18 protein-coding genes are annotated in these 20,077 nt (G+C 47.3%); 13 read left to right on the forward strand and 5 right to left on the reverse strand.

The features are described 5' to 3' along the window. Nucleotides 1-47: 47 nt before the first annotated feature. Nucleotides 48-194, reverse strand: coding sequence for a hypothetical protein (locus QUB63_RS09330; RefSeq protein WP_332944647.1), 147 nt, complete (start codon nucleotides 192-194; stop codon nucleotides 48-50). Nucleotides 195-445: 251 nt separating this feature from the next. Between QUB63_RS09330 and QUB63_RS09335 the strand changes: the two genes are divergently transcribed. From QUB63_RS09335 to QUB63_RS09360, 6 genes are all read left to right on the forward strand, one after another. After that, the gene (locus tag QUB63_RS09335) at nucleotides 446-847 is read left to right on the forward strand and encodes a fasciclin domain-containing protein (RefSeq protein WP_332944786.1); all 402 of its coding nucleotides are present in this window, start codon (nucleotides 446-448) and stop codon (nucleotides 845-847) included. Nucleotides 848-1,248: 401 nt separating this feature from the next. Further along, the gene (locus QUB63_RS09340; protein ID WP_332944648.1) at nucleotides 1,249-2,394 is read left to right on the forward strand and encodes a CobW family GTP-binding protein; all 1,146 of its coding nucleotides are present in this window, start codon (nucleotides 1,249-1,251) and stop codon (nucleotides 2,392-2,394) included. Between the two features lie 448 nt (nucleotides 2,395-2,842). Further along, nucleotides 2,843-3,298, forward strand: a complete 456-nt coding sequence (dtd, locus tag QUB63_RS09345; RefSeq protein WP_332944649.1) for a D-aminoacyl-tRNA deacylase — start codon at nucleotides 2,843-2,845, stop codon at nucleotides 3,296-3,298. Nucleotides 3,299-3,923: 625 nt separating this feature from the next. Continuing rightward, nucleotides 3,924-5,162: a HetZ-related protein gene (locus QUB63_RS09350; RefSeq protein WP_332944650.1), complete on the forward strand. Its 1,239-nt coding sequence runs from the start codon at nucleotides 3,924-3,926 to the stop codon at nucleotides 5,160-5,162. A 13-nt stretch (nucleotides 5,163-5,175) separates the two neighbouring features. Further along, nucleotides 5,176-5,343: a hypothetical protein gene (locus tag QUB63_RS09355; RefSeq protein WP_332944651.1), complete on the forward strand. Its 168-nt coding sequence runs from the start codon at nucleotides 5,176-5,178 to the stop codon at nucleotides 5,341-5,343. Between the two features lie 250 nt (nucleotides 5,344-5,593). Beyond that, the gene (locus tag QUB63_RS09360; RefSeq protein WP_332944653.1) at nucleotides 5,594-6,355 is read left to right on the forward strand and encodes a ZIP family metal transporter; all 762 of its coding nucleotides are present in this window, start codon (nucleotides 5,594-5,596) and stop codon (nucleotides 6,353-6,355) included. Between the two features lie 18 nt (nucleotides 6,356-6,373). On the opposite strand, the gene QUB63_RS09365 is transcribed toward QUB63_RS09360, so the two are convergent. Then, nucleotides 6,374-6,541 carry a hypothetical protein gene (locus tag QUB63_RS09365; protein WP_332944654.1) on the reverse strand — a complete coding sequence of 56 codons (168 nt, stop codon included), beginning with the start codon at nucleotides 6,539-6,541 and terminating at the stop codon, nucleotides 6,374-6,376. Nucleotides 6,542-6,764: 223 nt separating this feature from the next. Between QUB63_RS09365 and QUB63_RS09370 the strand changes: the two genes are divergently transcribed. Further along, nucleotides 6,765-9,326 (forward strand): bifunctional serine/threonine-protein kinase/ABC transporter substrate-binding protein, encoded by a 2,562-nt coding sequence (locus tag QUB63_RS09370; protein ID WP_332944655.1) that lies wholly within the window; start codon nucleotides 6,765-6,767, stop codon nucleotides 9,324-9,326. A 448-nt stretch (nucleotides 9,327-9,774) separates the two neighbouring features. Continuing rightward, the gene (locus QUB63_RS09375; RefSeq protein ID WP_332944656.1) at nucleotides 9,775-10,497 is read left to right on the forward strand and encodes a PHP domain-containing protein; all 723 of its coding nucleotides are present in this window, start codon (nucleotides 9,775-9,777) and stop codon (nucleotides 10,495-10,497) included. A gap of 170 nt (nucleotides 10,498-10,667) precedes the next feature. Here QUB63_RS09375 and QUB63_RS09380 read toward each other — a convergent pair whose 3' ends face one another. Beyond that, nucleotides 10,668-11,834 carry a CO2 hydration protein gene (locus tag QUB63_RS09380; RefSeq protein ID WP_332944658.1) on the reverse strand — a complete coding sequence of 389 codons (1,167 nt, stop codon included), beginning with the start codon at nucleotides 11,832-11,834 and terminating at the stop codon, nucleotides 10,668-10,670. A 129-nt stretch (nucleotides 11,835-11,963) separates the two neighbouring features. Beyond that, the gene (locus QUB63_RS09385) at nucleotides 11,964-13,478 is read right to left on the reverse strand and encodes an NADH-quinone oxidoreductase subunit M (protein WP_332944660.1); all 1,515 of its coding nucleotides are present in this window, start codon (nucleotides 13,476-13,478) and stop codon (nucleotides 11,964-11,966) included. A 128-nt stretch (nucleotides 13,479-13,606) separates the two neighbouring features. Here QUB63_RS09385 and QUB63_RS09390 point away from each other — a divergent pair, with 128 nt between their 5' ends. Further along, a complete protein-coding gene (locus QUB63_RS09390; RefSeq protein WP_332944662.1) occupies nucleotides 13,607-14,218 on the forward strand; it encodes a Uma2 family endonuclease in 612 nt (203 codons plus the stop codon). Nucleotides 14,219-14,315: 97 nt separating this feature from the next. Here QUB63_RS09390 and QUB63_RS09395 read toward each other — a convergent pair whose 3' ends face one another. Next, nucleotides 14,316-16,190 (reverse strand): NAD(P)H-quinone oxidoreductase subunit F, encoded by a 1,875-nt coding sequence (locus QUB63_RS09395; protein ID WP_332944664.1) that lies wholly within the window; start codon nucleotides 16,188-16,190, stop codon nucleotides 14,316-14,318. Nucleotides 16,191-16,816: 626 nt separating this feature from the next. On the opposite strand from QUB63_RS09395, the gene QUB63_RS09400 reads away from it, so the two are divergent. The 4 genes from QUB63_RS09400 (at nucleotide 16,817) to QUB63_RS09415 (ending at nucleotide 20,029) form a co-directional block, all read left to right on the forward strand. Continuing rightward, nucleotides 16,817-17,128 carry a carbon dioxide-concentrating mechanism protein CcmK gene (locus QUB63_RS09400; protein WP_006635059.1) on the forward strand — a complete coding sequence of 104 codons (312 nt, stop codon included), beginning with the start codon at nucleotides 16,817-16,819 and terminating at the stop codon, nucleotides 17,126-17,128. Nucleotides 17,129-17,236: 108 nt separating this feature from the next. After that, a complete protein-coding gene (locus QUB63_RS09405; protein ID WP_006635058.1) occupies nucleotides 17,237-17,578 on the forward strand; it encodes a carbon dioxide-concentrating mechanism protein CcmK in 342 nt (113 codons plus the stop codon). 293 nt (nucleotides 17,579-17,871) lie between these two features. Next, entirely contained in the window at nucleotides 17,872-18,177 is a 306-nt protein-coding gene (locus QUB63_RS09410; RefSeq protein ID WP_172186882.1) for a EutN/CcmL family microcompartment protein, read from the forward strand. A gap of 214 nt (nucleotides 18,178-18,391) precedes the next feature. After that, on the forward strand, nucleotides 18,392-20,029 hold the full coding sequence (locus QUB63_RS09415; RefSeq protein WP_332944668.1) for a ribulose bisphosphate carboxylase small subunit: 1,638 nt from the start codon (nucleotides 18,392-18,394) through the stop codon (nucleotides 20,027-20,029). Nucleotides 20,030-20,077 lie beyond the last annotated feature (48 nt).

Consider the following 20,077-nt stretch of genomic DNA (forward strand, 5'->3'; position numbering starts at 1 on the left):
CCAATTCCCTCACAAGGCAGAAAGTTGTGTAGCAGGCCGATTGAATTTTATACAGTTGAGAGCGGGATGCAAGCCGAACTGTTGCCGTAAGTCGGGAGTGGCTGGCTTTGGCGGTGCGATCCGAGCACGGCGCTCGATGTTGAAGGTTTTGCCAAGTTAGTCAAAATGTCGATCGCCCTGCATTTACGTTTCACACTGCGCCGAGCGATCGCGAATTGTGCGATCGGCTGACCAATGTATTTAGGATCGCATTGTTTTGACTTTAAAATACCCTAAAACCTAGAGATTTTCATCTACCTTTAGATATGTTTTTTGCAATGAGTTATATAAAAAAATTTGGCTATTTATATCAGAACAACTGACTGAAAAAGAGGAAAAATTAGGTAGCTAAATTAACTTTTTAGCGTTATATTGATTTACGGAATACAAAACCTAGGTGACTCACTTGGCTGACATCGTTGATACCGCCGTTTCGGCAGGCTCTTTTACAACCCTAGTTGCTGCCGTCCAAGCTGCTGGTTTAGTAGATACTCTCAAAGGCGCTGGGCCCTTCACAGTTTTTGCACCTACAGACGAAGCTTTTGCTAAGCTTCCCGAAGGTACTGTAGAAGCACTGCTTAAGGACATTCCTCAGCTCACAAAAATCCTGACTTATCATGTCGTTGCTGGCAAAGTTATGGCTGCTGATGTAGTCAACCTGACATCTGCCAAGACAGTTGAAGGTTCAGAAGTGAAAATTGATGCTTCCAATGGCGTCAAAATTAATGATTCTACTGTTACAGCAGCGGATGTTGCTGCTGATAATGGCGTCATCCACATCATCGATGCAGTCTTGCTTCCTGCGTAAGGAAAGACTTAGATAGTGCCATACTATCTTGAGGGCGGTGGCTGTTGTTAGCCACCGCCCTGTTTTAGTTGAGGTTTAAATATTTTACACAGCTCGATAATTTAAATTATTTTAAAACTATTAGATAGCAGCGGAAATTGGTCGATTCACGCGGACGATAGCTGCGCCGATCGCACTTGCGGAAGTCGGCCCCAAATTTGTCGCCGCTGGATTTACCCAGAAAACAGGCTGCAAGCCAACTGCGACACTTACTCGGGCGCTGGTTCCCCGTTGATGCGGAGGTGCGGCTGCGGCCCCACCCCAAATTTATCGCAGAAACCGGGTTGATGGGGGCTGGGCTTAAATAAGATACAATAAGAAACACTCAAAAAGTGCGATCGACATTATTTGACAGTCAAGCTATGCAATCTACAACTCAGTCCGAGACAGAAACGGCGATGGACGCTCCCAAACACGGATTGCCCGTTACAATCATTACAGGATTTCTCGGCAGCGGCAAAACAACCCTGCTCAACCACATCCTGACCAACCAGCAAGGTTTGAAAACAGCAGTTTTGGTCAATGAATTTGGCGAAATCGGCATCGACAACGAACTGATTGTCACCACAGACGACAACATGGTTGAGCTGAACAACGGCTGCATCTGCTGCACAATTAACGAAGATTTGGTTAATGCAGTTTACAAAGTTTTAGAACGTCAAGAAAATCTCGATTATCTAGTAGTCGAAACCACCGGACTAGCCGACCCGCTGCCAGTAGCGATGACTTTTTTAGGCACAGAACTGCGCGACCTGACCCGTCTAGATTCAATAGTTACAGTAGTAGACGCAGCCAACTACAGCTTAGATTTGTTCAACTCTCAAGCAGCCTACAGTCAAATAGCTTACGGCGATATTATTATCCTCAACAAAACAGATTTGGTTGAAGAAGCAGATTTAGATTTGTTGGAAGTTAAGATTCGCGATGTCAAAGAAGGTGCTCGCATTCTGCGAACGGTAAAATCGGAAGTTCCCCTGCCGCTCGTGCTCAGCGTCGGATTGTTTGAATCTGACAAATATTTCCAATCTGAGCAAACTTCTAGCAGTCACGAACATCACGACCACGACCATCACGGCCACGAACACCACGAACACCACGGCCACCACGACCACGGCCACCACGACCACGACCATCACGACCACAGCCATCACGACCACAGCCATCACGACCACTCCGGCCATTTAGAAAATGACGGATTTACCTCAATTTCTTTCCAGAGCGACAAGCCGTTTTCTCTGAGGAAATTTCAATATTTCCTAGACCACCAAATGCCAACAAACGTGTTTCGCGCCAAAGGGATTATGTGGTTTGACGAAAGTCCCAAGCGGCATATTTTTCACTTGAGCGGCAAGCGATTTTCAATGGATGACGACCAGTGGAAAGGTGAACCCAAAAATCAACTTGTTCTCATCGGTCAGGATTTGGATACCGAGACTTTGCGATCGCAAATCGAAAACTGTCTCTGTATGGCTTCAGCCAATCGCGGCAAAGGTTTTGGGAAAAACTAAAGCTTTAAAAAGCCGAGAGAATTGGCTGCGAAAACCCAGATCTAACGGTTTGTAGTGAGGACTTTAGTCCGCATTATCCGAGGACTAAAGTCCTCACTACAAACCAATGTTAATTATGGTCTTTTGAGGGGAGATAATATTACTCTTAAAAAGGACTTACGCACGGGTAGCCAGAAACCTGTTTTTTTCCCAAAAAACTGCATCAATGCCTTTAATGCTGGTAAAAAACCCGGTTTCTCTAGTATTGATGCGTCGAAGACTGTTGAAAAAGGAAGTTCACCTTTTCCTTGTGAGTTTTTAATTTAAATATTTCTGATTTATAGCAATCGCCACAGCAGTGAGGACATAAATAACCTCATGAATAGAGCCGAGAGCCATAGCATAAACGGTTTGATTTCCGTACTGTGCAACTGTCAACTGTCCACTCTCAACTGTCCACTGCTATAAAATGCGAGTCATCATCCAGCGAGTCAAATCATCTCAAGTCGAAATTAACGGTGAAATTGTCGGCCAAATCGGCTGCGGACTCAACTTGCTGGTAGGTATTGCGGACACAGACACCGAAGCAGAACTCGACTGGATGGCTCGCAAATGCCTAGAATTGCGTTTATTTCCCGATTCAGCCAGCGACGGCGGGCGCTGGGACAAGTCCGTACAAGACATCGGCGGCGAGTTGCTGGTTGTCAGTCAGTTTACCCTCTACGGCGACTGTCGCAAAGGTCGGCGGCCTTCCTTTGACCGAGCAGCGGCTCCTGAACGAGCCGAAAAACTTTATGAAAAATTCGTCGAAAAGTTGCGCCAGAGCGGCTTAAAAGTCGAAACAGGCGTGTTTGGAGCTCAGATGCAAGTCTTTATAGATAATGACGGCCCGGTGACTTTGGTGTTGGAAAGAGAATCCGGGTGAATTGTTGGCAGACTTTCTCTGTACTCTGTTCTCTTGTCTTCCTACCCTACCCTTCGGGAACCCCTGCGGGGAACGGGAACGGCTTCGCCGAACGTGTCCTTTGCGTCTAAGCGCTACGCGCAGGCTACGCCAACGCGGTTCGTTCAAAAAAAGCCGTTGCCCCTTTTAAAAGCAAATTTGCAGATTAACCGGGTTTCCAAACTGCTGTGGCGTAGGTTCTGAAGACATTGCAGTTCACTACATTCTGCCGAGTCTCGATTCCACAATCTCCAACGCCGAAAACCGCCTCAAAAGGCCAGTTGGTAAATTGTCCACTCCGCGGCCCCGGAACACCGTCAATCTTTGTCGCGATCGCCCTACCCGAATTACAGCTCAGAGTGCTTGTACAGTCAGGCTTTAAGGGCAATAAAATCAATCTCCCACAGCCAGCGCTTAGAATCAGAAACAGCAGCCAAAAACTGTTGCATGAGAGAGTGGAACACTGGCATCACTGCGATTATCTCTACTTCCCTATATTCAATGTATAGAGAGTTGAATCAGCACAGCAAGCGAAACCGCCAGCAACTGCCACCTCGCTCCCTGAAAAATGTCCTCGCACGCTGTGCGCTACCACCCGATAAACGCCATGACTGTCAAAACTGCCACCAACACCGTCAACTGCAACACCGCTTCTAACCTCAACTTCATTCCCGCCACCTCCAGCGAACAAACCGCCGAAATCAATACAGTGTCCAGCATCGATGTCCTGGCTTTAGCCCAATTCGCCCTCAAAGAATTGGAAGCTGAAATGAAAACTTCCAGCCGCAGCGCTCAAACAGTGGCGATGCGGATTGCTAAGGAAGTCGAACGGATTTGCCAAAAAAGCGATCGCATCCAAGTTTCCGGCGAAGTTGAAGCTTGGCAAATCACCTTGGCCGAGCACCGGTTGCAAAAAACCCTGCAATTCTACCGCCTCGGTTCCAAAGGCGGCCGCGTCGAACTGCACTCTCACCTCGCATCCATGATTTACCGCCACGTTGCTTCCTTCCGATCGAACTTGAACTTCCAAGCTCGCTACAACATGATTGAAGACTTTTTGCAAGGCTTTTACATCGAATCTTTGCGAGCTTTCCGCCGCGAACACCAACTCGATGCTACCTACCAGCCCCGCACGCAGCTAGAATTGGCTGAATACATGGCTTTCACCGAACACTACGCCAAGCGCCAAATCGGCTTGCCCGGCCGCAACCGCCAGCGCCTGATCGTGCTTCGCGCTCAAGGATTTGCCAAGGGCCAACCTCCTGAAACTGCGATCGACATTGAAATGGCTGTAGAGTCGGGCAAGGGAGAAGATGCGGAAATCTACAGTCGCTCTCCGGCGCTGCAACAAGTGCGCGAGCAAATGGTTTCGGAAACTGTCGATCCGGCTGATGCTGTGCTGCGCGATCGAGTAGTCACCGAATTGATCGCCTATCTGGAAGCTCAAAATCAGCCCGAATGTGTTAGCTACTTGACTTTAAAATTGCAAGACCTTTCGGCTTCGGAAATCGATCGAGTTCTCGGTTTGTCTGCCCGCCAGCGCGACTACTTGCAACAGCGGTTTAAGTACCACGTCGAAAAATTTGCCCGCACTCAAAACTGGAAACTCGTGCACGAATGGCTGGGTGCTGATGTCGATCAAAAGCTGGGCATGACTTCGGACAAATGGGAAGCATTTCGCGCTCAACTGTCGCCCCAAATGCAGCAACTGTTAGAAATGAAGCGGAATCAAGAAAGCGACAAGGCGATCGCCACCGCACTCAAATGCACTCCGAAACAAGTCCACAAACGCTGGGCGCAACTGTTGGAGCTGGCAAGCCAGACTCGCAACAGCAGCCAAGCTTAACGGGTACTCGAACATGAACGCAACTGTTTTATTGAGTTCGGAAAATGCGATCGGGTGCGGCACCGGAACCGGAATGCCCGCCCCGCAGTCCGCTCTCAAATCTACCAGCGCTGCTCAATTATCACCCAAATTATCGCCGCTTTCCGGCCAATTCAATTTATTAAAACAACATTATTTTTAATATTTTTAAGTCCCAGGTTATGCCTGGGATTTTTTTTTATTAGTTATCAGTCATTAGTCATTAGTCATTGGTCATTAATCATTAGTCATTAATCATTAGTCATTGGTCATTAGTCATTAGTCATTGGTCATTAGTCATGAATGAAGAGTACCTCTCTAAGTTTAAAACTGCTGTATCCGCTGTCTGCCTGCAATAAAAAATATATAATTTTTATGCGGGTGTAAAAATTTTTGCTTTGAGGTGCGGAGTCATGTTTCCAGTGTGGTTGCAGGCAGGATTTTGGGGTTTAGTGGGCGGTTCGGCGCTGCTACTGGGAGCGGCGGTGGGTTACTTTGTCCGCATTCCCCAGCGCGCGATCGCCACAATTATGGCTTTTGGCGCCGGTGTGCTGATTTCAGCGCTATCTTTTGAACTGATGGATGAAGCTTACAAGCGCGGCGGTTTTGACTCGACGGCGATCGGCTTTTTGGGCGGCGCTGCTGTTTATACAGCCGCCAATTGGTTTTTGAGTCAGCAGGGAGCAAAACACCGCAAGCGATCGGGCACTTTGCACCCAGCTAAAACAGAGTCAGGCGGTGGCGGATTGGCGATCGCCCTCGGCGCGCTGTTAGACGGGATACCGGAGTCGATCGTCATTGGCGTCAGTATGATTTCTGGAGGCGCTGTCAGTTGGGTGACAGTAGCGGCAATTTTTCTCTCCAACATTCCCGAAGGACTCTCTAGCGCCGCCGGTATGAAAAAAGCCGGAAGATCGATCGGTTACGTTTTTGGAGTTTGGGGCGCGATCGCAGTTATTTCCGGTATCGCAGCATTGTTAGGATATACGGTTTTCAGCCGCTTTTCTTCGGAAGTAATAGCTGCAACTACCGCCGTAGCAGCAGGCGGTATTTTAGCCATGATTTCAGATACCATGATTCCCGAAGCATTCGAGGAAACTCACGATTTTGCTGGTTTAATTACTGTCTGCGGATTTTTCGTTGCTTTTGTACTCAGCAAGTTAGGGGAAACTTAATTAGTCAGCAGTCATCAGTCATTGGTCATCAGTCAGCAGGTTATTTACCGTAATTTCTGTAGGGGCGAGTTCGCCGAGATCTTCTGTACAAATCCGAGAGTCGATAAACCCGCCCCGGCCGACTTGAAATATTCGATCGCCCGAATGAAATTGCGATCGCCCCCGGCACGTGAAGAACTTTTGCAAGCGAGCTCGATCGATTGCCCGTTTTTGATATAATATCAGCCTGCATCTACCGGGAGCGAAAAAGCTGGTAGAGCAGTTTTCAAGTCAGTTAGGTACTCGCCGATCGATTGCCAATTACTAATTATCAATTACTAATTACCGATCGCCAGACATCCCTCACCTAATTTGGGCTTGTTTTAAGCAACATTAAAAACCGCAATTTGTCAAGAGGTTTGGAAAATTTATGTATATCCAATCGGACAATATTCTGCTCCAACCAGGGCATATTCTGAACGGAATTCAAGGAAGCTACAGAATTATGGAAGGGTTGGGAGAGGGAGGGTTTGGGAGAACCTATAAGGCTGCACAAATGAATCAACCCAATAATCCGCCGTGCGTTGTTAAGGAAATTCCTTTTCCCCGATCGAACGATCCGCGCGTCTTGGCACAAGCAAGGAGGCGGTTTCAAATGGAAGGCAGCGCTTTGCGCCATCTGGGGAATAACTCGCAGATTCCCGAATTGTTCGATAGCTTTGAAGAAAACAACAATTTTTACTTAGTGCAAGAATACATAGAAGGACATCCACTCAGTCAAGAACTCCCTCCAGAGCAGCAGTGGACGGAGATACAAACCGTCGAGTTTTTGCGGGAAGTTCTGACAATATTGCAATCTATCCACCAAGAAGGTATTGTACATCGCGACATTAAACCTGCTAACTTAATTCGGCGCGAAGCAGACAGAAAAATTGTTTTAATTGATTTTGGAGCTGTCAGAGAAATCAGCACTTTTACAGTTAACTCTACAGGTGAAATATTAACAACCCAGGCGATCGGCACCACCGGTTATATGCCAGCCGAACAATACAATCCGCGATCGTTACCGCGACCCTACAACGATATTTACGCTCTCGGAATTATCGCGATTCAAGCTCTCACCGGGCGAAATCCCAACGATCTTCCCCCCGATCCGGTAACTAGCGAGCTGATTTGGATTTTCCTAACGCCCGATCGACCTGCGGTACGAATTAGCGACGGTTTCAGAGATATTTTAACTGGGATGGTGCGCTACCACTTTCAAGACCGCTACCAATCTGTTGTTGATATTTTGCGCGATTTAGATTCGATCGAATCTGTTGTTGGTGTGTTGCATGATGAAGATGTGCCAGTCACGCAGCCCGAATCTGAAAACGGCAATTTATCTATTACTGATGTTTTGCCCGATGGGGATTTGCAAGTAGCACAGCCCGAATCACCCAAGCCTTGGCGTCGCTGGCTGTTGGTAGGTTCTGTGGGAATTGCGGCCGCATTGACGATCGTACTTTTAAACCCCGAAATTTACGCGCTAAATCGCAGAATTCCCCCGCTCAACCCCAGAATTTCCCCGCAGCCAACGCTTCCTACACCCTCCACAGATGGTGTAAGTTCTGGCGAAAAACTTCTAGTACAAACCTCCGCCCTTTGGTCAAAACAAAGAGGAATTAGCGAATTTGCCGACTCAAATTATCCAGAAGCTTTTAAATTGCTCAAACAGTCATGGAGGGAAGACCGCAGAGATCCGGAAACTTTAATTTACATGAACAATGCCCTGCTGGAAGCGAGCGGTGCAGAGTATTATACCATCGCCATTGTTGTTCCCATCCGCAGAAATCAAGACGGTAGCATCGCCAACGCCAACTTAGCCGAAGAACTGCTGCGCGGCATTGCTCAAGCTCAAACCGAAGTTAATTTAAGTCTCATCTCCAATGAGAGCGATCGAGATTTTCCCGGTCAAGGATTTCTCGAACCAAAAGCTATTAACGGAAAAGGTCTTAAAGTCATCATTGCTGATGACGGAAATATTAAATCCTACGCAGTTCAAAGAGCAAATTACCTAGTCGAGCGGCCAGATATTCTAGCACTCATCGGACATTATACCAGCGACATGACTGTGGAAACAGTAGATATTTACAATCGCCATAAATTAGTCGCCCTTTCTCCGGGAAGCACCACAGAAGAACTGACCCGAAAACCCCGAAAATTTTTCTTTCGGACGGCTCCGACAACTAGCGTAGAAGCTGAAGGCTTAGTAAATCAATTGCTGAGCGTAGGGCAAAAAAAAGTAGCTGTTTTTTACAATCCCGACAGTCCGTTCAGCTATTCTTTGTGGGAACAATTTACCGAGCAATTTGAAGCCAAAGGCGGCAAAACTGTTAGACTCAGAAATTACGCTAACTTAGCTAAAAATGATTTTAACGCCCAATCCGCGATCGAAGAAGTTGAGAAAGCCGGAATCAAAGCCATAGCACTCTTTCCAGACGGTCAAGTAACTAATTCCGTAGAAAATGGGCTGGAAATGATTAAAGTTAACGCCGATCGCAATTGGATTGTCGGGCCTTGGACGCTGTACGAACCGAGAACATTAGAAATAGCAAAGCAGTTAAAATCTGTTGAAAAACTGGGAATATCCCTTTTTTGGCATCCGCTAGCAAGCTTTGACAAAAAATTTCCTATAAACGCGGAAAAATTGTGGGGAGGCCCGGTAAATACTCGATCTGCCTTAACCTACGACGCCGCCCGGACGCTGATTAAAGCATTAGAAATGCAGCCGCAACCCACTCGCGAAGGAATGCAAAAAACCTTAGCCGATCCAACCTTTAAAGCCGAGGGAGCCACGGGTATAATTGAGTTTGACTCAAAGACTGGAAATCGGAAAAATCCTCCCAAACGAGTAGCGCATATTGTACCCTGTTCTACAGCAATATATGGCGTTACCTTTGTGCCGATCGAATTTCCCACAGCCGCAGCCGCAGGTTTAAAATGCGATTGAATTAATATCTTGTACCATTCTCCACAAACCTGTAGGGGCGGGTTTTACCAATTATAATTGCCTAAAATCGATAATCTCATAAACCCGCCCCCACCCGACGTTAAACAGTTGACAGTTGACAGTTGACAGATGAGTGCGAGGTTTTTAGAATGGGGATTTATACCCCACCCTAAAAACATTCCGCCTTGAGGCGGGGGTTTTAAACCCCTAAATTTTGATAAAATCCTTGAGTGAGAATTTTGCAAGATGTGCGAGTGAATTGATATCTTTTGCCATTCTCAACAAACCTGTAGGGGCGGGTTTTACCAACCATAATTGCCTAAAATCAATAATCTCATAAACCCGCCCCCGCGCCACGGTAAATCGCTATTGCGACTATCGCGACCAGTGCAACATATCAATTTATTGGATATATTAAACAAAGCTACTCTTATTTATACTAACGCTTATGACTGTCAATCTCGCTCCCTCAACAAATTCTAGCCTCAAACCAGAAGCCCAGAATATCTGGGCACTCAAACAAGTGTTGCAGACAATTGATGCCGATAGCTGTCCGGGTTCCTATAACTTCCACATGCACACAGTCTACTCGGACGGGCGATTGCAGCCAGAGAAATTGATGGAACAAGCCATAGCCGGAGGCCTCAAAGGGTTAGCGATTACAGACCACCATTGCACCAAAGGCTACGCTCAAGCTCAAATTTGGTTGGATAATTGGAAATCAAACAATCCCGACAGCAATGTCACAGCACCAACTCTCTGGACAGGGGCTGAAATTAATGCTGAATTGCTAAACAATGAGGTACACATTCTCGGTTATGGCTTCGATCCGCAACATCCCTGTATCAAACCATACTTGCGACGTGATAGCGGTACTGAAAGTAGCGATAATTATCCAGCACCAAAGGTAATTAAAGCTATTCAGGAAGCAGGAGGTTTAGCAGTTCTCGCCCATCCTTGCCGCTATCGTTCTACCGCAGATAAATTAATCCCAGAAGCCGCTCGCTTAGGAATTGACGGCGTAGAAATTTACTATGCCTACAACAATCCCAATCCTTGGAAACCGAGTCCCAAACAAACTGCTTTAGTGAAAGATTTAGCCGAAACTTACGGTTTGCTGGGAACTTGCGGCACTGATTCTCACGGCCTGAGTCTTTTAGTCCGAATCTAGATACTTTGGGAATTGGGAATTGATAATTGGGAATTGGGAATTGGGAATTGGGAATTGGGAATTGGGAATTGGGAATTGGTAATTGGTAATTGGTAATTAGTCATTCGTTATTACCAAACAACAAATGACTAATGACCAATGACTAATGACCAATGACTAATGACTCATGACTACCGTTCTGGGAAAAGCTGACAGGCCCTGATAGTTGGCTGATTTGCCCAATCCAAGCGAGAAGTGCCGAATCGATCCATCCAAGCTTCCAAATAAGCCCGGTTAGCCTTTTTCTCCTCGGGATCGGAGGTATTCATCGGATGAGGTGCTAAACCGAAAATAGTCGCTGTCGTCACGCAAAACATCGACTTCTGAAAACTCTGACAAATTTGCACGCGCAAATCATCTTCGCCGCGACAGCTAGTGCGGTAAATTTCGTGCAAATAATCGGGCAGATAATGCCGCATATCTTGCATCAATTGAGTTGGCGGAATGCCTGCACCTCCTATGGGTAAAGGATCTGCAAACAAAGCCCCGTAGCTAAATTCTTTTTGTTCTTCTGGGATTTGATGTGCTTGGGCGTTGTAGGAAACTGTCCCAAAAAAAGCTGTTCCTCGAAAGAAAACTGCTTCTACATAAGGTACTGCTACATCTGGTAAAAAGGTCAAGTTAGCCGACGCTGGAAGGATATCGTAGACTTCACCGCGAATCTTGACGCTGTAGGTGATTGGTAGACTGGCGGCGCTTACCAAACCTGCTAAGACTAAATCTACTACGTCAGCGATCGACTTAATTGTACCGGCTTCGTAGCGATCGGACAAATCGATAAACAAATCGCTCATTACCCGCCAAAACTGCCCCAGCCCGCTGTAGTAAGCCAGCATCCGCACTTGTTCGGGCAAAAACTCTGGGAATGCTTTGTGGAGTCCCTGCATCAAAAAGTTGCCTTTTAATTTAGCTGCGATCGCCTTTTCGGCCAAACTGCTAAATTCTGGAGAATCCACATAACTGTCCATACCGCCGCCGCCGTGCCAAAGCATCGTTCTCATGCAATACTCAGCATACTCAAAATTAATGCGATCGTGCCATAAATAGCGCATTAATTTCGGCACTGTCACTTCTCCGTTGAAATATTTGAAAAACGGGAACAGCACTAAAAATTGTTCTTCAGCGATGTAGTTTAAATTGCGAGAATAGGCATCGAGAACTACACCGTAACTTTTGAGAATGCCAACCACTTCTACTACATTTTCGGTAGATTCGGGAAGCAAAGCTTTGCCTGATTCCAAGATGTCAATGTATGCGGCTAGAGGATGGGAAGAGGGTTTTAATACGGTACTTGTCATTTGATTTGAACCTTAATTGAATAACTATGTTTTAGCTTTGGTTCGTAGTTGCGCTTGTATGTTTTAGGTTTGTAGTTGCGCTTTAGCGCCGGCCAGCGCTGAAGCGCAACTACGAACCTATGGAAGATTTCACTCCAAGTTTTGAGCAACTTGTTTAACTTGCGCCGGCACAGTCGATACTAAGCCGATCGCAGTTTTCTCGCTCAAACCAACTAAAACAGCCGGCTGCAATCCCATGATGGCGATGATTACTGCTAAAACTAGCGAAGGAATGCGATCGCCCCAGCGGACTTGCGGCAAATTCACCACCAAATCGGAAAGGCGGCCGAAAAAGGCGCGGTTGACCATAATTAAAAAGTAGACTGAAGTCAAACCTGTGCCGATCATGCAGAGCAAAGTTTGCACGGGAAACACTGGTAAACTGCCCCTAAACATCAAAAATTCAGCAATAAATCCCGACAACCCTGGAATGCCGGCACTCGCCATCACGCCGACAATCATTAAACTGCCAATTACCGGCAAACCGCGATCGGGATTGAACAAACCTTTGAGCACATCTATGTTGCGGCTGCCGGATTTTTTGTAAACAATGCCGACACTCAAAAATAGCAGCCCCGAAATTAAACCGTGGCTGACCATTTGCAACACTGTTCCCATCATACTAATCGGAGTCGCTGCGGCGCTAGCTAACAAAATGTAGCCCATGTGAGCGATCGAACTGTAAGCTACAATTTTTTTCATATCTTTTTGGGCGATCGCGCAACTCGCCCCGTAAATCACGCTTACCACCGCCCAACTCGCCAACCAAGGCGCCGCCACCGCCCACGCATCCGGGAACAAACCCAAACCAAAGCGCAGCATCCCGTAGGTTCCCAGCTTCAAAAGTACCCCCGCCAGCAGCACTGAAACCGGAGTCGAAGCTTCTACGTGAGCATCCGGCAGCCAAGTATGAAAAGGCACTAAGGGAATCTTAATTCCAAAAGCCAGCAACACTCCAGCCAGCAACACAATTTGTCTTACCAAAGGCAATGGGGAACCTCCTTGCAAATGCGATGCACCCGCTGCACCAACCATATCGAAACTAGAAGCACCGCTGAGCCAACCAGCCCCCAAAAAAGCAGCCAGCAGCACAATACCCGCAAATGCAGTATAGATTAAAAACTTAGTAGCAGCATAACCCCGGCGCTCGCCTCCCCAAATCGCTATTAACAGGTAAAGCGGAATCAATTCTACCTCAAAAAACAGGAAGAATAGCAGCAAATTTTGAGATAAGAAAGCCCCTGTGACACCGCCAGTAATTAACAGCATCAAAGAATAATAAAATCGGGGTCTGCGGATCGACTCATCCGTAGCGTAAATAGCTACCCCTGTCAGTAGGGTATTTAAAATTACCAAAGGCAGAGACAAACCATCAACGCCGAGATTGTAATTCAATCCCAAAGCACCTATCCAAGGAACATATTCCGAAAACTGCAACTGACTGATATTGGCATCAAACTGAGCTGCCACAATCACCGAGAGAATAAAAGTTAGGCCCGCAATGGCGATCGCGGCATTCCGAACTATTTTAGAACTTACCGCACCGGGCCAGAACCCAATCAGAGCAGCCGCGAACATTGGTATCCAGATTAAAGCACTGAGCATCAATTAAAACTTTCCCTTATTACACAATATTTAGAACTATATTTAAGATTAGCGCAAAGCAACTGCATAAAAAAGCGATCGGCCCATTTTCTTGTTAACATAGATGCAAATGTTTTTGGAATCGTCCTATGACCTCAATTATTAGCGATCGAGAAGATTTGGAAATTAAATCAGGCTATCCTTCCACCCGCCTCACAGTGGCAGACTTGGAACAAGTGCAAGCTTTATTCTCCCAAGCACATCTCGACTATCAACTCGAACTGTTAGACGGAAAGATTATAGTTATGAGCCCGTCCGATCTGGTATCGAGCCAAATTGGGGCAGAATTTGGCAGTCTTTTACTAAACTGGGTCAAACCCCGGAAACTTGGACGAGTTTTCAATTCCAGCGGCGGGTTTATTCTTCCCAATTCAGATGTGAGAGCACCCGATGTTTCTTTTGTGTTAGCCGCACGTCTCAAACAAAGCAAACGGTATTTTGCCGAACTGGTTCCAGATTTAGTAGTAGAAATTAAATCTCAGTCCGATCGCCTAAAACCACTCCGAGACAAAATTCTATCATTTCTTGAAATGGGAGCAAAAGTAGGAATATTAATCGACCCCGACAAACATACAGTAACGATTTACACTCCTACAGCCGAGCCAGTTGTATTGACAGACGGAGACACGATTTCAATTCCCGAACTTTTACCCGGTTGGGAAGTTCCGGTTGCAGAATTGTGGCCAGTTGAGTTTGAATAAAACTAGAGGAACAAGCAGACAAACCAAAAACAATTTATCTGCGAAGCCTTCCCGAAGGCTTCGCCTACATCCCCGTTCATCCGCCAACATCTGCGGTTCAAAACTGCCAAATAATCAGCCCCAGTAACGCAGCAACTCCCGCAGCAATAGTCAACACATAAAACTGCGATTGACCGGTGCCGCTGTACTTCAAACCTTCACCGCTGAAAATTGTGGCAAAACCGAACAAATTCACCGCCCCGTCTACTACATACTTGTCAGTCCAAGCGCTGATTTTCGCAATAGAAGCTACGGCCCAAACCACAGTCAAGCGGTAAATTCGATCGATATAAAAATCGTAAGCCAACAAATCCTGCACCGCCGGAACCGGCAGCCGTATCGGTCGAGGTAACACCCCGTACCAATAAATCGCCACCCCAACCGCAACGCCAATCAAGCCTGATAACATCAGCAGCGGAATATCCAGAGTCTTCAACAGCAAATTTAAAGCATCAAAATCTCCCGTTTCCGCCCAAGGCCCAGTCCAACTAATTAACAGTTGCCACTTCTGCAATATCCAAGGCACCAACAGCCCAATCACCGTCAAAATTACCATCGGCAAAGCCATCGGCCAACCGACTTCGGGAGCTCGGCGAGTTTTGGGCTGCGGTTTTCCAACAAACACTAAAGCGAATACGCGAGTTAAATTTAGCGCCGTCAAACCGTTAACTAACAGCAGTACAACTACTAACCACAAGGGTACAGTCCAAAAACCGTTGAGCCAGCGCCGCATTGCCCAAAAGTTGCCCATAGGCAATAGGGCCACCATCCCCGCAGCGCCTACTAAATAAGCCGTAGTCGTGGCGGGCATCTTCGACCACAACCCACCCATTTCTGTTAAATCTTGAGTGTTAGTTGTGGTAATAATTGACCCTGCGCTCATGAATAATAGTGCTTTGGCGATCGAGTGCACGAACAGCAACAGCAAAGCAATGTCAACTTGATTGAGCCCCACCGCGATAAACACTAAACCTAAAGAAGCGCTGGTAGAATGCGATAGTGCTCTTTTGATGTCGATTTGGGCGATCGCCACCAAGGAAGCCCCAACCGCCGTCACCGCACCCAAAACCACCAGCACCGCATCAGTCACCGGCGAAAGCGCTAAAACAGGCTGAAGTTTAATCAAAACATAAGCCCCACCGCCCACAACTACCGTATTCCGCATAATCGAAGCCGGGTTTGGCCCTTCCATCGCCTCGTCGAGCCACAAGTGGAAAGGAAATTGAGCGCACTTGGCTGTAGGTGCGGCGATTAAGGCCAAACCTAAAAGAGTCGCTACTAGAGGAGACAAACTTGCAGTTTCTGCCCATTCTTCCAAATCGGAAAAATTCAAACTTCCGGCTAAAGTTGAAAGGGTCACTACTCCCATCAGCAGCGGCACGTCTCCTACACGCTTTGTTAAAAACGCATCTCTAGCCGCCGTTACTACCAGCGGTTGAGCGTACCAAAATCCGACTAGCAAGTAAGTTGAAAGCGTCAGCACTTCCAACAAACCGTAAGTTAGCAGCAGCGAGTCGCTAATCGCAATGCCGCTAATTGCCGCTTCAAAAAAACCGAGCAGCCCGAAAAATCGAGCTAGCGCCCAGTCTTTTTCCATGTAGCCGAGAGCGTAAATTTGTGCTAGCAAACTCAGAAATGTAACTAACTCCATTGCTCCGACGCTGACCGTGGAGATTTCTATTGCAAAAGACAAATCTAAATCTGCTACTTGCACCCAGTGCACGAGCAACTGTTGGGGCGGTAGATCCCAAGTCGCTGTAAAAATAATTGACCCGTGGATGAAAGCCAACACACTCATCAGCAAATTGAAGTAAGCCGCAGGTCTCGGCCCTGTTGTGCGAACGGTTCCCGTAGACCACGGCAAAGTTAGAATTGCGCCAATTAAGCCATATAAAGGTACCCACCAACAGGCTTGGAGGAGAAATTGAGTCATTTAATTTATCCCTTAAACTTCAAATTACCGGCTGCCTTTATACAAAAGCAGTTGCGCGCGATCGCGCGACACCCTAAAACTTTGACTAAACCCGATCGTATAGTTCTGGCAAAATAATTTGCACTCAACATTAACTATACATTAAAGCATCAAAACTGAGAATTCTCTCCCTACTAAATTACAGGTTTTTCAGACTCGGCACTCACGCGAAAAAAACGCCCGCCGATCGCCCCATACTGCCTTTTTTGCTTGTTTCCCCGCGATCCCCCCTGGGAAATCCCCAATTTTCCCAGGGGATATCGCCCTCGCCTTTACCTACCGAACTCTACTAGACAAGTATTTGTACTTACTCTACTTGCCGAGCGCCCACCGCATCTACTCCTCGATATATTAAGATTATTAAAAAAATATTAAAATATTTTAAGTAACATAAAAAAATTTAATTTTTGTTATTAAACATTATGATGTTAGTTTATATTGTCAAGGTGGACAGCTTCCCCTATTCTATAAGGATAGGAAGCTTTACACTGCGTTCCTAAATAATGTGGGCCCCCCCGTCCAAATTTTTAGATTTCTCAAAGATTTGTAACGGTAATTCCGCTAATCCTCAAATTGGAGATTCAAAAATGTCAATTGCCGTGGGAATGATTGAGACAAAAGGTTTTCCCGCTGTTGTGGAAGCTGCCGACGCTATGGTCAAAGCTGCTCGCGTTACCCTCGTGGGCTATGAAAAAATCGGCAGCGCCCGCGTCACCGTAATTGTGCGCGGCAACGTGTCGGAAGTCCAAGCCTCAGTCGCAGCAGGAGTGGAATCCGTCAAGCGGGTGAACGGCGGAGAAGTCGTCTCTACCCACATCATCGCTCGCCCCCACGAAAACCTAGAATACGTTCTGCCGATTCGTTATACAGAAGCAGTAGAGCAGTTCCGAGGCTACTAAGTTCTTAGCGCACAGAAATTTCGTTTGACGAAAAGTTGGACGAAAATCAGTGCGACCGTCAAAAATTTACAGTTTAGTTCCCCAAATATTCAATCAGGAGTAAAACCAATGGCAATTGCAGTTGGCATGATCGAAACCTTAGGCTTCCCCGCAGTTGTAGAAGCCGCTGACGCGATGGTCAAAGCAGCCCGCGTCACCTTGGTAGGGTACGAAAAAATCGGTAGCGCTCGCGTTACAGTCATTGTAAGAGGAGATGTCTCGGAAGTGCAAGCTTCCGTCGCCGCTGGAGTAGAGTCGGTGAAGCGCGTTAACGGCGGACAGGTGATGTCCACCCACATTATCGCCCGCCCTCACGAAAACTTGGAGTACGTGCTGCCGATTCGCTACACCGAAGCTGTAGAACAGTTCCGCGAAGGCGTCAGCGGCATTCGTCCCCTCAACAGATCTTAAGAGCGGCGATCGGCTGTTAGGGGCGTTTGGTAATTAAAAATTAAAAATCACAAATTAAAAATCGCGATGTTTTTGATTGAGCATTTTTAATTTTTAATTGAGGTGGGCATGGGATATTGGTTATTAGTCATAAGTCACGAGTCATTAGTCCTGCCGTCATTAGTCCTGCCGTCATTAGTTACTAGACGAAAAACTCAAAAATGAAGACAGGGGACTGAATAAAGGTAATTTAAAAAAGACAAGTGACGGCGAAAAAATGACAAAGACCAATTACCAATTACCTATTACCGAAAATGCAAATGGCCAAAGTTCTCGGCACAGTTGTCAGTACCCAAAAAGAGCCGACACTGAGAGGATCGAAATTTCTCCTGCTGCAATTCATCGATGAGGAAGGTTCACCAGTTCCCGGCTATGAGGTAGCCGCTGACTGTGTGGGCGCTGGTATAGATGAATGGGTTTTAGTAACCCGAGGCAGCGCAGCCCGGATCGCGCCCGGAAGTGAAAACCGTCCGATCGATGCTCTAGTAGTAGGCATTATAGATACTGTCAATGTAGAAAACCGCCTCATTTACAGTAAAAAAGACGACCCTTACCGCTAGTTGACAGTTGACCTGTGACAGTTGACAGTAGACAGTTGACCCGAAAGCAGTTGACCTGTGACAGCGAACAGTGAACAGCTAACAGCTAACAGTGAACAGTTGACCTGTGACAGTGAACAGTGAACAGCTAACAGCTAACAGTGAACAGCTAACAGTGAACAGCTAACAACTAACAACTAACAAAAATTTTTTTCAGCTTAGGAGAACTTAATTTATGGCAGTCCGCAACGTTGCGGCTCCCCCGACGCCTTGGTCGAAAAACTTGGCTGAGCCCAAAATTCACGACACCGCCTTCGTACATTCCTTTTCTAACATTATTGGAGATGTGCATATCGGTTCTAATGTGATGATTGCCCCCGGGACATCTATCCGCGCCGATGAAGGCACTCCTTTTTATATCGGAGAAGGAAGCAACATTCAAGACGGAGTAGTGATTCACGGCCTAGAAAAAGGCCGAGTCACAGGAGACGACGGCAAGTCCTATTCTGTGTGGGTGGGGAAAAATACTTCCCTCACCCACATGAGTTTAATTCACGGCCCTGCCTACGTGGGCGAGGACTGCTTTATCGGCTTTCGCTCTACGGTGTTCAATGCCAGAGTGGGCAACGGCTGCATTGTCATGATGCACGTACTAATTAAAGATGTGGAGATTCCCCCCGGTAAGTACGTACCTTCGGGAGCCATCATCACTAATCAGAAGCAAGCCGATCGCTTGCCTGACGTTCAAGATTCAGACGTTGAATTTGCGACCCATGTCATCGGCATCAATGACGCTCTGAGAGCGGGTTATCGCTGCGCTGAGAACATCGCCTGTCTAGCACCAATTCGCAACGAGCAAACTAAAAACTCCAATATGACTCAAAGCAAATATTCTACCCATGCCGGCACCCAATTGAGTTCAACTCTTGCCGATAGCATCCGCAATTTACTAGCCCAAGGATACAGCGTGGGAGCTGAACACGCCGATGCGCGCCGCTTCCGTACCGGTTCTTGGCGCACTTGCGGCCCGATTTCCTCAAGCCGCGAATCTGAAGTAATCGCTGCTTTGTCAGCTTGCATGGCCGAACACCAAGGAGAATACGTCCGCTTGATCGGGATTGACACCAAAGCCAAGCGCCGCGTATTAGAAGAAATCGTCCAAAGACCGGGAGACAACGGCTCTAACGGTTCTAACGGCGCCAAAACTCACCAATCTAACGGTAAAGTTGCACAAGCTGCAAACCACAATGGCGGTCCCGTGTCAAGCGGCAAATTGAGCGCGGAAACAGTCGCTCAAGTTCGCAGCTTGCTAGCTCAAGGCTACAAGGTGGGAACGGAACACGCCGACGCGCGCCGCTTCCGCACCAGTTCTTGGCAAAGCGGGGCTTCGCTGCAAGTGAGAAACGAATCTGAGGCGATCGCCGCTTTAGAAGCTGTGATGAACGAATATCCGGGCGAATACGTGCGGTTGATCGGCATTGACCCGAAAGCCAAGCGCCGCGTGGTTGAAGAAATTATTCAGCGTCCCGACGGCCCGGTTGCTCAATCGGCTAAGCCGGCTGCAACATCGGGATTCAAAGCAGCTTCGACTGGTTCGGCGGCGAGCAGCGGAATGTTGACCGGCAAGACGATCGACCAAATCCGCAACCTGCTTTCCCAAGGCTACAAAATTGGCACGGAACACGCCGACGCGCGCCGTTTCCGCACCGGTTCTTGGAGCAGTTGCGCGCCGATCGCCTCCAACCGCGAATCCGAAGTAATTTCGGCTCTCGAAAGCTGTCTCCAACAACACAGCGGCGAGTACGTCCGCTTGCTCGGTATCGACTCCAAGGCCAAGCGCCGCGTGCTCGAAGAAATTATCCAGCGCCCTTAATCAGGTCTGGTAATTAGCCTGTTTCTCCCGTTAAGTCCTCGCGTTGGG

The sequence above is a fragment of the Microcoleus sp. ARI1-B5 genome (assembly GCF_036705795.1).
GTDB lineage: Bacteria > Cyanobacteriota > Cyanobacteriia > Cyanobacteriales > Microcoleaceae > Microcoleus.

Coding starts and splice junctions, on each gene's coding strand:
- QUB63_RS09395 (WP_332944664.1), bottom strand. CDS start 16,190: ATGACTCAATTTCTCCTCCAAGCCTGTTGGTGGGTACCTTTATATGGC.
- QUB63_RS09375 (WP_332944656.1), top strand. CDS start 9,775: ATGACTGTCAATCTCGCTCCCTCAACAAATTCTAGCCTCAAACCAGAA.
- QUB63_RS09370 (WP_332944655.1), top strand. CDS start 6,765: ATGTATATCCAATCGGACAATATTCTGCTCCAACCAGGGCATATTCTG.
- QUB63_RS09400 (WP_006635059.1), top strand. CDS start 16,817: ATGTCAATTGCCGTGGGAATGATTGAGACAAAAGGTTTTCCCGCTGTT.
- QUB63_RS09390 (WP_332944662.1), top strand. CDS start 13,607: ATGACCTCAATTATTAGCGATCGAGAAGATTTGGAAATTAAATCAGGC.
- QUB63_RS09340 (WP_332944648.1), top strand. CDS start 1,249: ATGCAATCTACAACTCAGTCCGAGACAGAAACGGCGATGGACGCTCCC.
- QUB63_RS09405 (WP_006635058.1), top strand. CDS start 17,237: ATGGCAATTGCAGTTGGCATGATCGAAACCTTAGGCTTCCCCGCAGTT.
- QUB63_RS09360 (WP_332944653.1), top strand. CDS start 5,594: ATGTTTCCAGTGTGGTTGCAGGCAGGATTTTGGGGTTTAGTGGGCGGT.
- QUB63_RS09350 (WP_332944650.1), top strand. CDS start 3,924: ATGACTGTCAAAACTGCCACCAACACCGTCAACTGCAACACCGCTTCT.
- QUB63_RS09355 (WP_332944651.1), top strand. CDS start 5,176: ATGAACGCAACTGTTTTATTGAGTTCGGAAAATGCGATCGGGTGCGGC.
- dtd (WP_332944649.1), top strand. CDS start 2,843: ATGCGAGTCATCATCCAGCGAGTCAAATCATCTCAAGTCGAAATTAAC.
- QUB63_RS09380 (WP_332944658.1), bottom strand. CDS start 11,834: ATGACAAGTACCGTATTAAAACCCTCTTCCCATCCTCTAGCCGCATAC.
- QUB63_RS09410 (WP_172186882.1), top strand. CDS start 17,872: ATGCAAATGGCCAAAGTTCTCGGCACAGTTGTCAGTACCCAAAAAGAG.
- QUB63_RS09385 (WP_332944660.1), bottom strand. CDS start 13,478: ATGCTCAGTGCTTTAATCTGGATACCAATGTTCGCGGCTGCTCTGATT.
- QUB63_RS09415 (WP_332944668.1), top strand. CDS start 18,392: ATGGCAGTCCGCAACGTTGCGGCTCCCCCGACGCCTTGGTCGAAAAAC.